This window comes from Kitasatospora sp. NPDC057738, assembly GCF_042798815.1.
GTDB classification, from domain to species: Bacteria; Actinomycetota; Actinomycetes; order Streptomycetales; family Streptomycetaceae; genus Kitasatospora; species Kitasatospora lactacystinica.
Genome location: NZ_JBHVJT010000002.1, coordinates 38,360 through 52,789, shown reverse-complemented (window position 1 = coordinate 52,789; position 14,430 = coordinate 38,360). Strand labels below are relative to the sequence as shown.

At 73.8% G+C, this 14,430-nt stretch carries 13 protein-coding genes and 1 pseudogene; 4 read left to right on the top strand and 10 right to left on the bottom strand.

Annotated features, from left to right (window positions below; translation table 11 throughout):
• Positions 1-115: 115 nt before the first annotated feature.
• The 10 genes and pseudogenes from ACFVGO_RS01425 to ACFVGO_RS01380 form a co-directional block, all read right to left on the bottom strand.
• The gene (locus ACFVGO_RS01425; protein WP_380630568.1) at positions 116-1,147 is read right to left on the bottom strand and encodes an endo alpha-1,4 polygalactosaminidase; all 1,032 of its coding nucleotides are present in this window, start codon (positions 1,145-1,147) and stop codon (positions 116-118) included.
• Between the two features lie 22 nt (positions 1,148-1,169).
• Entirely contained in the window at positions 1,170-1,865 is a 696-nt protein-coding gene (locus tag ACFVGO_RS01420; protein ID WP_359913931.1) for a spherulation-specific family 4 protein, read from the bottom strand.
• The gene (locus ACFVGO_RS01415; protein WP_380630565.1) at positions 1,862-2,779 is read right to left on the bottom strand and encodes an NAD-dependent epimerase/dehydratase family protein; all 918 of its coding nucleotides are present in this window, start codon (positions 2,777-2,779) and stop codon (positions 1,862-1,864) included. Before ACFVGO_RS01415 ends, ACFVGO_RS01420 begins: the two co-directional genes overlap by 4 nt.
• Before the next feature lie 125 nt (positions 2,780-2,904).
• Positions 2,905-3,606 (bottom strand): annotated as a pseudogene (locus ACFVGO_RS01410) (NDP-sugar synthase); the annotation flags it as partial.
• A gap of 75 nt (positions 3,607-3,681) precedes the next feature.
• Positions 3,682-4,674, bottom strand: coding sequence for an SDR family NAD(P)-dependent oxidoreductase (locus tag ACFVGO_RS01405; protein ID WP_380357711.1), 993 nt, complete (start codon positions 4,672-4,674; stop codon positions 3,682-3,684).
• Between the two features lie 136 nt (positions 4,675-4,810).
• Complete coding sequence (locus ACFVGO_RS01400; RefSeq protein ID WP_359913940.1) at positions 4,811-6,337, bottom strand: hypothetical protein; 1,527 nt, start codon at positions 6,335-6,337, stop codon at positions 4,811-4,813.
• 100 nt (positions 6,338-6,437) lie between these two features.
• The gene (pelF, locus tag ACFVGO_RS01395) at positions 6,438-7,955 is read right to left on the bottom strand and encodes a GT4 family glycosyltransferase PelF (protein ID WP_359913943.1); all 1,518 of its coding nucleotides are present in this window, start codon (positions 7,953-7,955) and stop codon (positions 6,438-6,440) included.
• 194 nt (positions 7,956-8,149) lie between these two features.
• On the bottom strand, positions 8,150-9,121 hold the full coding sequence (locus ACFVGO_RS01390; protein ID WP_380630563.1) for an NADPH:quinone oxidoreductase family protein: 972 nt from the start codon (positions 9,119-9,121) through the stop codon (positions 8,150-8,152).
• On the bottom strand, positions 9,118-9,951 hold the full coding sequence (locus ACFVGO_RS01385) for an SDR family oxidoreductase (protein ID WP_380630561.1): 834 nt from the start codon (positions 9,949-9,951) through the stop codon (positions 9,118-9,120). Before ACFVGO_RS01385 ends, ACFVGO_RS01390 begins: the two co-directional genes overlap by 4 nt.
• Positions 9,948-10,706 carry an SDR family oxidoreductase gene (locus ACFVGO_RS01380; protein WP_380630559.1) on the bottom strand — a complete coding sequence of 253 codons (759 nt, stop codon included), beginning with the start codon at positions 10,704-10,706 and terminating at the stop codon, positions 9,948-9,950. The genes ACFVGO_RS01385 and ACFVGO_RS01380 overlap by 4 nt, the downstream gene beginning before the upstream one ends.
• Before the next feature lie 189 nt (positions 10,707-10,895).
• Here ACFVGO_RS01380 and ACFVGO_RS01375 point away from each other — a divergent pair, with 189 nt between their 5' ends.
• From ACFVGO_RS01375 to ACFVGO_RS01360, 4 genes are all read left to right on the top strand, one after another.
• Positions 10,896-11,522 carry a TetR/AcrR family transcriptional regulator gene (locus tag ACFVGO_RS01375; RefSeq protein WP_359909254.1) on the top strand — a complete coding sequence of 209 codons (627 nt, stop codon included), beginning with the start codon at positions 10,896-10,898 and terminating at the stop codon, positions 11,520-11,522.
• 340 nt (positions 11,523-11,862) lie between these two features.
• Positions 11,863-12,126, top strand: a complete 264-nt coding sequence (locus tag ACFVGO_RS01370) for an ABC transporter permease (protein ID WP_359909251.1) — start codon at positions 11,863-11,865, stop codon at positions 12,124-12,126.
• An 18-nt stretch (positions 12,127-12,144) separates the two neighbouring features.
• Positions 12,145-12,927, top strand: a complete 783-nt coding sequence (locus tag ACFVGO_RS01365; RefSeq protein ID WP_380630557.1) for a hypothetical protein — start codon at positions 12,145-12,147, stop codon at positions 12,925-12,927.
• Positions 12,928-12,933: 6 nt separating this feature from the next.
• Positions 12,934-14,334: a hypothetical protein gene (locus ACFVGO_RS01360; protein ID WP_380630555.1), complete on the top strand. Its 1,401-nt coding sequence runs from the start codon at positions 12,934-12,936 to the stop codon at positions 14,332-14,334.
• The last annotated feature ends 96 nt before the right edge of the window (positions 14,335-14,430 follow it).

Sequence of the window (14,430 nt, the reverse complement as noted above, 5' to 3'; positions counted from 1 at the left end):
TCGAAAGGGGTGGGTGTGGTGGTTGGTCGGGGGATGTGAGTCTGGGTGGAGGCCAAGTACATCTTGGGGGTTTTCCCTCGCGGCCTGCCCCCCCCCGCGACGGGAGCCGAGCTCCTCAGCAGGGCTTGCGCCAGGCGTCCAGTTCGAGCTTCTTGCGCATCGAGCTGAACCCCAGCGACTTGGCCTTGCCGCAGAACCGGTCCGTGTCGAGCTTGTACTCGACGTGGAAGACCGCCTTGCCCGCCTTCACGAAGGGGGCGACACGGTCGCACTCGTCGAACTGCGAGCACTCCTCGTTGACCGCGAAGTCGAAGTCCGCGAGCAGTGCCGGGATCTGGTCCAGGTCGTTCTTCAGGCCGATGGCCAGGCCGCGTTCGTGGGCGAGCTGCGCCAGCATCCGGTTGTACTTGAGCTGGTCGTCGGCGGTCAGCGGGAAGCCGCTGTTCTGGTTGTAGGCCTCGATGGTGTCCGGCTCGATGGCGTCGAAGCCCTTGCTCCGGCACATGTCGAAGCGGGCGGCCATCAGCGGCCTCAGCTGGTCGAGCTTGCGGATGTCGAACCACTTCTCGCCCTTCCAGCCGGTGTCCGAGCCCTGGAGGGACTTGGCGAAGGCGGCGGAGTCGGGGCGGAAGTTCTCCCAGGAGCCGGCGTTGATGTAGCAGATCACCTTGCGGCCCTTGGCGTGCAGCGCGGCCACCACCGAGGCGTCGTTCTCGAAGCCGTCGATGTCGTAGACCGGGACGTCCACCGACTGGTCGACGGCGCCGCCGAGTTGCCACTGCCAGGCCAGGCCGGGGGTGGGCTGCCAGCGGGCGCCGGCCGGCGGCGGTGCCGGGTTGCCCGGCGGGGTGCCGGTGCCCGGAGGGGTCCCGGGCGGCGGGCTGCCGGCGGGCGTTCCCGGGGCCGGCGCGCCGGCACTCGGGGTGGTGGGCCCGGGGGCCGGGGTGTCCGGGGCGGTGGTGGCCGCGTCGGGGGTGCCGGGGGTGCCGGGGGTGCTCGGCGCGGTGGCCGCGGGGGAGTTGCTCGGGGTGCCGTCGGCCGAGTCCTGGTCGTCCTCCGATCCCGAGCTGCTGCACGAGCTGACCAGCAGGGCGGTGGCGGTGGCGAGGGCCAGGGTGGCCGGAAGCAGCCGGTTGCGACGGTTCACGGTAGTCGAACTCCGGATCGGGTCAGGTCAGTTCAGCGGCGTTCAGGCCGTACGGCAGGGTGCGCCAGGGGTTCTCCCCGGCCCCCGGTACGGCGCAGCCGACGCCAGCTCGCCGGGCGGCGATCAGGGCGGCGGCGTCCTGGGCGTTCTCGGTGGGGACGTCGTAGACCAGGTGGCAGAAGCGGGAGGCCGCGTGCCGGCCGGTCCACAGCGGCAGCGTCATGTCGCGGTAGGCGTCCCAGTCGCCCTCGAAGGTCACCAGCAGGTCGGCCAGGCCGACCTCGGCGTAGCCCGGGTCCGGGTGCTCGCCGTGGCCGAACACCACGGTGCCGCAGCCGGCCGCGCGGGCGGCCGTGGCCAGCCGCCGGTAGTGCGCGAGCGCGCCCGGGTGGGTGGTGACCTGGTCGAAGTAGACGCCGGTGATGCCGTGGCGCTGACGGTACGTCAGGATGTCGGCCACCACGGCCGCGTGCGGGCGGCGGCCGTAGTCGGTGTCGGTGTAGCCGACCAGCGGCAGGCCGGCGGCGCGCAGTCGGTCGGCCGCCTCGGCGAAGACGTGGTCCGGGACCTCGCCCGGACCGTCGGCGAGGTTGAGCACGACGGCGGCGATCCGGGCGGGGTCGGCGGCGGCGACCGCCTGCCAGGCCGCCGGGTCCACCGCGGGGTGGACGTACAGCGGCACCAGCAGGCGGCCGTCGGGGGTCTGCCCGGTGGTCATGCGACCACCGGGTCGGGCGTGGGCCCGGCGGTGCCGAGCCACAGGTCGCGCAGGGTGTCGGCGAGGTCCGTCTCCGGGCGCCAGCCGAGTTCCCGGGCGGCGGCCGACACGTCGGCCTGCTGCCAGGAGACCGCGGCCGAGCGTTCGGAGCCCGCCCCGCTCTCGTCGATCCGGCCGGTGAAGCCGGCCGCGGCGACCAGCCCGTCGGCGATCGCCCGGACCTGCCGGGCCCGGCCGGAGGCCAGGTTGAGCACCCGGGGCAGCGGACGTTCGGCGGTGACGGCCAGGCCGACCGCCCCGGCCACGTCCCGGGCGTCGACGAAGTCGCGGTAGGCGGAGAGGTCGCCGACCGTGATCACGCCGTCGGCGCCCTCGGGCGCCACCCGGCGCAGCTCGGCGGCCAGCCGGCCGGGCAGCGAGCCCGCCGGGGCGCCCGGGCCGACCGGGTTGAACACCCGCAGCACCACGGCGTCCAGCGGCGAGCCGGCCACCGCGAGGGAGCCGGCCAGCTTGGTCGCGCCGTACACGCCGACCGGGCGCGCGTCGGCGTCCTCGGTCAGGGACTCGCCCTGCCCGCAGACGCCGTACTCGCCGGCCGAACCGATGTGGACCAGGCGGGCCTTCGGGGCGCCGAGGGAGAGCGCCTCGCAGAGCACCGCCGGGCCGCGGGCGTTCACCTCGGCGAGCTTGACCGCGCTGCCGGCCACCGCGCCGGCGAAGTTGACCACCGCGTCGGGGGCCAGCGCGGACAGTTCCTCGCCGAGCGGGCCGGCCTGGGCGGTGGCCAGGTCCAGCCGGAGATCGTGGGCGGGCCGCCGCCCCGCGGTCAGCACGGTGGCACCGGGCAGTGACCGCAGGACGGCGGTGGCGTGACGGCCGAGGAAGCCGTCGCCGCCGAGGAGCAGAATTCTCACGCGGCCCGTCCGTCGCTCTCGGCGCCCGCGGTGGCGGGCTCGGCGTGCTCGTCGTCCGGGGCGGTGCGGGCGGCCGGGATCGGCAGTTCCGCGACGCTCGGCGTGGTGGCGGTCGACTCGAAGGGCATCAGGACCGGGCGGATGGTCGAGAACTCGGCGTTGGCCCGGTCGTAGTCGTCGGGCCGGCCGATGTCCAGCCAGTAGCCGCCGAACTCGTACGCGGACGGCGGGGTCCCGGCGGCCAGCAGGTCCAGCACCAGCTCGTCGAAGCCCAGCGGCAGGCCGGGGGTGTACTTGGCGAGCGCCGAGCGGGAGACGCCGTACACGCCCATCGAGACGCGGTAGTCGATGCTGGGCTTCTCCTGGAAGCCGGTGATGGTGCCCTCGTCGGCGGTCAGCACGCCGAAGTCGATCTTGACCTGACGGGCATAGGTGGCAATGGTCAGCGGGGCGCCGGACGCCTCGTGGTGCTTGAGCACCCCGGCGAAGTCCAGGTCGGTCAGGATGTCGCCGTTCATCACCAGGAAGTGCTCGGGCAGGCGGTCCTGCATGGTGAGCAGCGGGCCCATGGTGCCGAGCGGGCTGTCCTCGACGGCGTAGCCGACCCGCAGGCCCCACTGGGAGCCGTTGCCGACGTAGGCGCGGATGATGTGGCCGAGGTGGCCGATGGCCAGGGTGACGCTCTGGAAGCCCGCGGCGGCGAGCTGGCGCATCACGATCTCCAGGATCGCGTGCTGGTCGCCGATCGGAACGAGCGGCTTGGGAAGCGCGGTGGTGTACGGGCGGAGACGGACGCCCTTACCGCCGGCCAGGATCACTGCGTGCATGGTGTTTCCCCCACGGAAAGGATGTGCAGGACACGAACCTTGGTTACCAGGACGAGCAAGATCGGTTACGGCGGGTCAGACGTTGTAGATGTCGGTCTTGTAGCGGGCCAGGTTGGCCGGGTCGCGGAAGAACTCGATGGTCTGCTCCAGGCCCTGCTCCAGGCTGAACTGCGGGGCCCAGCCGGTGGCCGCGCGCAGCCGCGACGCGTCTGCGACCAGGCGCATGACCTCGGAGTTGGTCGGACGGATGCGCTGCTCGTCCTCCTTCACCACCAGGTCCACGCCCATCAGCTTGCCGACCAGGGTGACCAGGTCGCCGACCGAGATCTCGCCGCCGGTGCCGGCGTTGAAGGTCCGGCCGACCACCGACTCGGCGGCCGCGGTGCCCACCGTGCGGAAGGCGTTGGCGGTGTCCTTGACGAACGTGAAGTCGCGGGTCGGGCGCAGGTCGCCGAGGGTGATCTCGGTCTGGCCGGCCGCGACCTGGGCGATCACGGTTGGGATGACGGCGCGCATCGACTGGCGCGGGCCGAAGGTGTTGAACGGGCGCAGGGTGACGACCGGGGTCTCGAAGCTGGCGTGGTAGCTGTCGGCCAGCCGGTCCCCGCCGGCCTTGGAGGCGGCGTACGGGGACTGGGTGTTGATCGGGTGGTCCTCGGTGATCGGCACGGTCTGCGCGGTGCCGTAGGTCTCGCTGGTGGAGGTGTGCACCAGGCGGGGGATCTCCAGGTGGCGCACCGCCTCCAGCACGTTCAGGGTGCCGGTGACGTTGGTGTCGACGTACGAGTGGGGGGCGCGGTAGGAGTACGGGATCGCGATCAGGGCGGCCAGGTGGTAGACCGCCTCGGTGCCCTTGACCAGGCCGTTGACCGAGCCCGGGTCCCGGACGTCGCCGAGGACGATCTCGACCGAGTCCAGCACCTCCTCGGACAGGGTCTCCAGCCAGCCGAAGGACGAGAAGGAGTTGTACTGGACCATCGCGCGGACGTGGTGCCCGTCGGCGACCAGGGTCTCGACGAGGTGGGAGCCGATGAAGCCCTCGGCTCCGGTAACCGCGACGCTGCTCATGCGGATTTCGCTTTCTCGATCTGCCGGGGCGGCCGGACGCTCTGCGGTGGCCGGCCGCCGCAGGCCCGGTGGGTGTCTCAGGTGAAACGGGTACGGCGGTGCACGCGAATGGAGGCGTGCGGGATATTCGATGTGTTCAGCGGTGCTGGGTGGTGCGGCCGAGCGCGGGCCCGGCGAGTGCGGTGAGGACGGTGGCGGCCGCCCCGCAGCCGATCAGCTGCAGGACGATCGGGTCCGCACCTGTCAGCAGCCCGGCGCTCTCGGCGACCGCGGCGGCCAGACAGACGAGGGCGGTGCTCCAGCTGAACCCGAAGGCGTTCAGCAGCAGCGCCAGCCAGAGCGAGCCGCCGAGGAGCAGCATCGCGCCGAGCTGCGGCACGCCGAGCGCGGGGGCGCCGGGCCACAGCACGGTCGCGGCGGCGTCCAGCGCGGCCACGGTGGTGAGGTAGATGAACAGGCAGCCGAGCAGGATCGCGCCGGTGCGGCGGGAGAACTGGCCGCTGGTGTGGCTGGTGCGCAGTGCGGCGACCGCCAGTGCCCGGTAGCGGAAGAGCAGCCACTCGGCGAGGCCCAGGCTGAGCGTCAGCGCGATCATGGCCGGTCCGGTCGGGGTGGTCGAGGTCTCCTGCGCGGGGTGGCCGCCGGACTGCACGGCCTGGTGGATGGTCCCGCCGAGGCCGGCGATCAGCGTGAGCGCGCCGCAGGCCAGGCCGAACAGCAGGTGCGGGACCTCCTGGCGGACCGGCAGCCTCAGCTCCACGGACTCGCGCTCGCCGCCGCGGATGCAGACCAGCAGCTCCCGGGCGGCCAGTCCGACCGCCAGCGCCACCGAGGCGAGCAGCACGACCGTACGGACCAGCTGCGGAACGTCCACCGCCAGCACCACGCCCGCGCCGACCGAGGCCGGGGCCAGCGCCAGCAGCAGGAACTTCTCCCGTCCGAGCACCAGCAGCACGGTGGCCGCGCCCAGGTAGCAGGACTGTCCGGCGGCGAAGGACAGCGCGCCGAGCGGCCCGCCGACCACGTACGCGGCGGCGGACGCGACCAGCGCGCCGACCGGGGCGCCGACGGCCAGGCAGACCGCGGCCTCGCGGCGGCGCATCCGGCCCAGCCAGCGGTAGGAGCGGTGCGCCAGCGCCTGGTTGAAGCCCCAGCTGACCAGCGTGGCGACGGACAGCGCGAGCATGCCCGAGGGCAGGCCGAAGCGCATCCGGGTGGTCGCGAACAGGCTGGCGCCGAGCAGGTAGCCGAGCCCCGGCAGGGCGAACACCAGGCCGCGCACCACGCAGCGCCAGGGATCGGCCCGCCAGGGGTTGGCGAACTCGGAGCTCGGGCCGGGGTAGCGGCGCTGGACCTTCTCGAACAGCTCCTCGGCGACGGTGAACGCGTCGGGGCGGCCGTACAGCAGGGCGGCCTGCTCGTCCGAGAGGCCGTCGGACTCCAGGAAGGCCGCGATCTCGTACGGGTGGACGGCGTCGGCGCAGACGTCGCGCAGGCGCTCGGCGAGTTCGTCCAGCGGGTCCGCGGAGAGGTAGAGCGACTCCTCGGGCTCCGGCTCCTGCTCCGGCTGGGCGGGGCGGCGGCGCTTGAGCGGCAGGGTGCGCAGCTGCATGGTGTGCTCGGGTCCGGCTTCGTCCGGAACGAGTCGCAATGGACCGCTCATGCTCCGACCTCGTTGTGCTCGGCGGCCGCTTCGCGGGACACGCGCTTCTCGACGGTTCTCTCTCCCCCGGCCGCCGGCCGGGGGTGCTCCGGGCGCCGGTTCACGCTCCGACCTCGCTCGGCTCGGGGCGGGCGGCGGAGGCCAGCTGCTGGTCCCAGTCGGGGCTGGGGACCTGGTCGGTGACGGCGACCATGCCGCCGGGCATCCAGCGGGCGGTGCCCAGGAGTTCGGTGTAGATCCCGCGGAAGCCGTCGATGTTCTGGCGGAGGGTGAACTGCTCGATCACCCGCAGCCGGGCGCCCTCGCCGAGCCGGGCGCGCCGTTCGGCGTCGCGCAGCAGCTCGATCGCGGCGGCCGCCATCGGCTCGGGCTCGCGCGGCGGGACGACCAGTCCGGTGTCGCCGACGGCCTCGCGCACGCCGCCGACGTCGGTGGAGACGGTCGCGCGGCCGCAGGACATCGCTTCGATCAGGGTGAACGGGAAGCCCTCGCTGATGCTGGAGAGCATGACCACGTTGCCCGCCGCGTACGCGTCGGTGATGTCGGCGACGCGGCCCTCGAAGGCCACCGACTCGGCTATGCCGAGCTCGGCGGCCAGGGCTATGCAGCGGTCCCGGTACGCCTCGCCGCCCTTGGGAGTGCCGCCGAAGAGCCGCAGCCGCGCCTCGGGGATCTCGCGCTGCACGATGGCGAAGGCCTGGATCAGCGTCTCCAGGTCCTTGATCGGGTCGACCCGGCCGGCCCAGCTGAGGGTCGGCGTCTCGGGCTCGGGACCGGCCGGCGGGAAGGCGGCCGGGTCCACCCCGTTGTAGACGGTGCGGATGTGCGAGGACGGCGTGCCGCCGCGTTCCTCCCAGCGCCGGTTGTACCGGTTGCCGGGGGTGACCAGCGCGGCCTGCCGGTAGCTCTCCTCGGCGAGCATCCGGTAGAAGCCGAGCAGCAGTGCCTTGACCGGCCAGCGGTACGGGCCGGTGCGGTAGCCGAGGTAGCGCTCGCGCAGGTAGATGCCGTGCTCGGTGAGCAGAAACGGTACGCCGTACTGCTGGGCGGCGATCAGCCCGGGCAGGGTGGCGAGCCCGCCACTGGCCGCGTGCGCGACGCCCTCCTTCGGCGGCTCGACCGAGAGCGGCCGCAGGGCGTGCTCCAGCAGGTCGGTGGCGTTCAGGGCGTCGTGCAGGGTGGGGCGGGAGACGGCGGTCGGCAGGTAGTCGCGGGTCCAGACGTGCTGGAGGGTGCGCAGCGCGCGCTCGCTGCGCAGCGCCGGGCTGAGCAGCCCGTGCCGGGCGAGGTCGGCGAAGTTGTACAGCTCGGTGCCGAAGTGGGTGGTGTAGACCGGGTCGAGGATGGAGTGCAGGAAGCGCTCGTACGCGTTGAGGAAGCGCCGCATCTCCTTGCCGCGGGGCGGTCGGCCTTCCGAGGCCGGCCCCCACAGCGGTGCGGTGGTGACCGACCGCACGTTGGCGGGCAGCTCCCAGGCCAGTGGTTCGTGCCCGGTTCCGGTGACGGCGATGACGTCGAACTCGACGTCCGGCATGCCTTGAACGAGCTGGTCGCACCAGACGCTCACGCCGCCGTGCTGGTGCGGATACGTCCCCTCGGTGAGCAGGGTGACGCGCATTCCTGTCCCCCCTCCTGTTCTTGCGTCGGTTCCGGCCTGGATGGCCGGAACGGGAGCCGTGGCGGGGGGGGGGGGGGGGGGAGGGCGGAGCACCGCATCGGGGGGGGGCGGGAGGGTGTGGGGGGGGGGGGGGGGAGACCACAGCCAACGGGCTGTGGCCTCGCCCCGTGTCGCGGTCCGGGCCGCGCGGCGGGTCAGTCGCCGAGGACGGCGATCCGGCCGGTGCTGTGCCCGGAGGCGACGAGCCGGACGGCGTCCGGGGCGGCGGCCAGCGGCACCCGGGCGCTCACCAGGGGGCGGACGGCGCCCTGCTCGGCGAGCCTGCCGAGCTCGTCGTGGGCGGCGCGGACGGCGCGCGGGTCGTGGGTGTTGTAGAGGCCCCAGTGCAGGCCCAGGATCGAGTAGTTCTTCACCAGGGCGTGGTTGAGCGCCGGGGCGGGGATCTGCCCGGCGGCGAAGCCGACGACCACGATCCGGCCCTCGAAGGCGATGCACCGGGTGGAGCCGGTGTAGGCCTCGCCGCCGACCGGGTCGAAGACCACGTCCGCGCCGCGTCCGCCGGTGGCCTCCTTGACGGCGGCGACGAAGTCCCGCTCCCGGCGGTCCACCACCAGGTCCGCGCCGAGCGCCCGCGCCGCCTCCGCCTTCGACGGCCCGCCGACCACGGCGATCACCCGTGCCCCGGCGGCCCGGCCGAGCTGGACCGCCGCGCTGCCGACGCCGCCGGCGGCCGCGTGCACCAGCAGGGTCTCGCCGGCCCGCAGCCGGGCCCGGCGGTGCAGCGCGAACCAGGCGGTCTGGTAGCCGATGTGCAGGGCGGCGGCCTCGGCGTCGTCCAGCACCTCGGGCGCCGGGAACGCGGTGGCGGCGTCCAGCAGCGCGTACTCGGCGAAGGCGCCGTGCGGCAGCACCGGGTTGCCGATCAGCCGCTCGCCCCGCCGGGCGCCGTCCACCACCTCGCCGCACAGTTCCACGCCGGGCGTGAACGGCAGCGGTGGGCGGACCTGGTACTGCCCGCGCACCATCAGCGCGTCCGGGAAGTTGACGGCGGCCGCCCGTACCCGCACCAGCAGCTGCCCCGGGCCGGGTACCGGCCGCGCGAGGTCCTCGACCAGCCGCATCACCTCGGCGGGCTCACCGAGCTCGTCGACCTGCCAGGCCCTCACAGCAGTTCACTCCTCTCCAGCCCCTGCTGGAGCCGGTTCATCCCGGTGAGCCAGCGGTCCGGCGCGGTGGCCCGGGCGCGGCAGTAGTCGGCGACCTCGGGGTGCGGCAGGAGCAGGAAGCGCTCCGCGCGCATCCCGTCCAGGGCCGCCTCGGCGACGTCCGCCGGGTCGAGCGCGGTCGGGGCCAGCAGCGCCTCGCCGACCGCGCCGGTGGAGGCGAGCAGATCGGTGCGCACGCCCTGCGGGCAGAGCGCGTGCACCCGCAGGCCCCGGTGGCGGTAGGTCGCGGAGAGCCACTCGGCGAAGGCCAGCGCGCCGTGCTTGGTCACCGAGTACGGGGCCGAGCCCAGCATGGTGAGCAGCCCGGCGGCGGAGACGGTGGCCAGGAACCGGCCCTCGCCGCGCTCCAGCCAGCGGGGGAGCAGCAGTTCGGCGGCCCGGACGTGGGCCATGACGTTGACCTCCCAGGCGCTCGTCCAGGCCGCGGCGGGCGCGTCCGCGCCGCCCACCGGGGCGACGCCCGCGTTGGCGCACCACACGTCGATCTCGCCGAGTTCGGCGCGGGCCCGGCCGACCAGGTCGGCGATCCCCTCGGCGGAGGCGGCGTCCCCGGGCAGTGCGGTGCCCGCGCACTCCTTCGCGACGGCGTGGGCGGCCCCGGCGTCCAGGTCGTTGACCGCCACCCGGGCGCCGGCCGCGGCGAAGGCCCGGGCCAGTGCGGCGCCGATGCCCCGGCCGCCGCCGGTCACCACCACGCCCCGGCCGTCGAACGCCCGGCTGTCGGATGTCCCGCCGTCGGGTGTCGGGTCGTCGACGTCCCCGGGGGTCACATCCCACCGCCGAGGGTGACCCCGCCGTCCACGACCAGGGTCTGGCCGGTGATCCAGCCGGCGTCCGGGGAGAGCAGGAAGGCGACGGCGCCGGCGATGTCCTCGGGGACGCCGAGGCGGCCGAGCGGGTAGGCCCTGGCGACCTTCTCCTCGCGGCCCTCGTACAGGGCCTCGGCGAATCTGGTCTTGACCACGGCGGGGGCGACGGCGTTGACCCGGATGCCCTGCGGGCCCAGTTCGGCGGCGAGTTCGGTGGTGAGCCGGATCAGCGCGGCCTTGCTGACGCCGTACATGCCGATCCCGAGCGAGGAGCGGATGCCGGCGATGGAGGCGACGTTGACGACGGAGCCGCCGTGCTCGCCCATCCAGGCGGCGTGCGCGCGGCGGGTCCAGGCCAGCGGGGCGAGCACGTTGACGGCGAGGATCTTGGCGGCGGCGGCCTCGTCGGTGTCCAGGACCGGCCCGTACACCGGGTTGATGCCGGTGTTGTTGACCAGGTGGTCGAGCCGTCCGAAGGCCTCCAGGGTGCGGGTGACGGCCTCCTCCTGGTGCGCCGGGTCGTCGGCCCTGCCTGCGACGGCGATCGCGTTGTCCGGGCCGCCCAGCTCGCGGACGGCCTCGGCGAGCGGTTCCGGGTTGCGGGCGGTGAGGCAGACCTTGGCCCCGCGGTCGACCAGCTCGCGGGCGATGCCGAGGCCGATGCCCCGGCTCGACCCGGTGACGACGGCCACCCGGCCCTTGAAGGAGTGCACCACGGAGCGTCCTGCCTTTCGTGCGAGGATCTCTGCCACCACCTGACTAAGCGCTTGCTCAGCATGCTGTCGGTGCGGGAGCCTGTCAACACTCCGGCGACCGCCCACCCCCGGCCCGAACGGTGGCCGACGGTCGGCCCGGGCGGGCGGTCGGAGGGAAAGCGTGTACGAGTTCTCTGGGAGGATGACGCCATGACCAGCACCCCGCTCGCCGACCTCTGGCCGACCCTGCCCGGCGCCGACGCCCGCCCCGAAGCGGCGTACCGGCTGCTCCAGGCCGCCGTCGAGTCGTTCGCGGAGCGCGGCTTCCACGCCACCACGACCCGGGACATCGCCACCGCGGCGGGGATGAGCCCGGCGGCGCTGTACATCCACTACCAGTCGAAGGCCGCACTGCTGGCCGAGATCAGCCGGGCCGGGCACGCCGCCACGCTGACCCTGGTCCGGAACGCGGCGGCCGGCGAGGGTGGCCCGGCCGAACGGATGCGGCGGCTGGTCGAGCAGTTCACCGCCTGGCACGCCCGGGCCCGGACGGTCGGCCGGGTGGTCAACTACGAGCTGCACGCGCTGCCCGAGGACGCCTACGCGGTGGTCGCGGCGCTGCGCCTGGACATCGAGCGCGAGGTCAGCGCGCTGATCGGGGCCGGCGTGGCGGCGGGGGACTTCCAGGTGGCGGAGGTGCGCACGGCGGCTCGCGCGGTCACCTCGCTGGGCATCGACGTCTCCCGCTGGTACACCGACAACTCGACCGAGACGCCGGAGGAACTCGGGCGCCGCTACGGCGAGTTGGTGCTGCGGATGCTCGGCGCCCGGGTCTGACGGGGGAGGCGGCCCGGTCCGCCCTTGACCTGCTCACGGAGTGCGAGCAGACTCGTATACGAAGTACGTGTGCCTCGTAGGCGTACAGCGCAGGGACGGGATGCGGACGACCCGCGATCCCCTCCCGGCCGCACTCCCACCGCAGCTCCGACGCTGCGGATCGAAGCAGATCACCTCCCGCGGCGATCCCGCCCCCGACCGGCGGTGCCGAAGGGAGCAGACCAGACCCCGGCCCGGGCCGGCCCGGCCGGGTCGTGCCGCCGCCACGCGCGGCGGCACGGGAACGGCGCGCGCCGCGTCGCGGCGCGGCCCGGGCGGTTGGAGAAGGGGAGGCGCAGTGATGCCCTTCCGGCAAACGAATCCGGTCCGGCCCCGCTTCTGGCTGGAGACGGCCCTCGGCGGACTGTCCGGACTACTGTTCCTGCTCACCCTGGTGTGGCCGCAGTGGATCGAGACGCTCCTCGGCATCGACCCGGACGCCGGCAGCGGTGCGGCGGAGTGGCTCGTGGTCGCACTGGCGGCCGCCGTCACCGCCGCCTGCCTGCTCGGCGCGCGGATCGAGTGGCGTCGGGCGCACCCTTCCTCGGCCCGCGCGGTGCGGTGAGCGGAGAGGAGGACCGTCATGACCGACATGCCACCCGTCGCGCACGAGGAGCTCACCGAACTCGTCCGGCGGGCGCCGCTGAGCTTCGTGGGCACGGTCACCAGGGTCGGCGGCACCTCGCTCGCGGCCGTTCCGGCCGAGGCCAGGAACGACCGGACGGCCGTGGTCAGGGTGGACCAGGTGCTGCACGCGCCGGAAGCGTTCCGGCAGCTGGCGGGAAATGAGGTCACCGTCCAACTGTCGCCCGACGCGGGTCCGATGGGCGTCGGCGACCGGGCCGCGTTCTTCACCCAGGGCATGGTGTACGGGGAGGGCCTGGGCGTCACCGAGGTGGGCCGGCTGCCCGCCGAGGCCGTCCAGCACCACGTGTCGCTCGCCGCCACCACGGCCGACGAACAGCCGTTCAGCTCGGTGCAGCGGGAGATCCGCCACCAGGATCTGGCCGCGCACGCCGCGGAGGCGGACGCCGTGGTCGTCGGCACGGTGGTCGGCCTGGAACGGGCCGGCGGTGCCGACCGCGCCGACCGCCGGTCCGAGCACTCGCCGGACTGGTGGCGGGCGGCGATCGCCGTCACCCGGGTCGAGAGCGGCCGGGTGAACGACACGACCCTCGCCGTGCTGTACCCCAACAGCCGCGACGCCCACTACTACCGGGTGCCCAAGCCCAAGGCCGGCCAGGAGGGGCTGTGGCTCCTGCACGCCACCCAGGACGACCAGCGCGAGCTCGCCCCGTACGAACTGATCCACCCCGAGGACTACCAGCCCGTGCACACGCTCGCCGTGCTGCGCGAACGGAGGTGAGCCGACATGCCCACCCTCAAGGTCGTCAACATCACCCCGAAGGCGCTGAGCGGCACCGCGACCCAGGACTCCGAGCCGTTTCTCGCGGTCAACCCCGAGACGCCCACCGAGATGGTCGCGACCGCCTTCACCCCCGACCCGATGGGCGGTCCGCTCGCCCCGGTCTACGTGTCCACGGACGGCGGCGACAGCTGGGTGCTGCACGCCGTCGTCCCCGGCGCCGCGCCGGATCTCGGTACCGCCGACATCACGGTGGCCTTCGCGGCCCGGGGCGGTGCCCTGTACGCGGGCATACTGAACGGCCTGGCCGCACTGCACCGGCCCAGGCCGATCACCAGGATGCAGATCCTTCGAACGCCGAACATCGCCTCGACCGCGCCCATGGAGATCCTGGTGAGCCGGGACCAGGAGGACCAGCCGTGGGTCGTCGCCGACACCGTGACGGCCGGCGGCGCCGACCGCGACCGGGTCTACGTCGGCAACAACGGTCCGGGCCCGCGGACCGCCGTCGTGGACGTCTCGGGCGACGCGCGGACGGCGCCCGCACCGGCCGGATTCGTGCCCACGGTGATCGAGAACCGTGACCCGGCGAGTCAGGACGGGCCGCCGGTGCGCCTCGCCGTGCACCCCGACGGCACCGTCTACGCGGCGTTCGAGAGCTGGCGGACCAATGACCAGGGCGACCCGATCACCAACGTCACCTTCGACGTCGTGGTGAGCCGGGACGACGACGGAGGCGTCGGCGCCCACCCGTTCCAGGACCTCAAGGACGCCACCGACAGCGTCCCCGGGCAGCGGGTCGCGACCGACCGCTTCGTCGCGTTCAACTCGACCATGGGGCAGGAACGGCTCGGCGGCGACCTGACGATCGCGGTGGACCCGACCGACGCCGACCGCGTCTGGATCGCCTGGTGCGACCGCGTGGGCGGCCCGGGCGGTGTCGACAACACCCTGCACGTCCGGCACTCGCAGGACCGCGGCCAGACCTGGCGGAAGGTGCGCGACGACGTCACCGACGCCAAGAACCCGTCGCTGGCCGTCAACGAGGACGGTCTGGTGGGCTTGGTCTACCAGCGGTTCGCCAGGAACCAGTGGACGACGATCCTGGAGGTCACCGCCGACAACTGGAGCACCGCGCCGGAGTCCGACGTCCTGCACCAGGCACCCGCGAACGTGCCCCGTGCCGCGGGACTGCCCTTCCTCGGTGACTACATCCGGATGCTCGCGGTCGGGAAGGACTTCTACGGCGTCTTCGCCGGCAACAACACGCCGGACCGGGCCAACTTCCCGGTGGGCGTGACGTACCAGCGCAACGCCAACTTCACCGTCCACCAGCTGCTCAGCACCGACGGCGTGACCCGGGTGCCGCCGTCCATCGACCCGTTCTTCTTCCACCGGGCCGCCTGAGCGTTCCACCGGCCGCCCGAGCGCGCACCCGGAGCGCCCGCCACGAAGGGTCGTGGCGGGTGCCCCCCCGTCGGGCACGGTGGGTTGGGGGTTGTT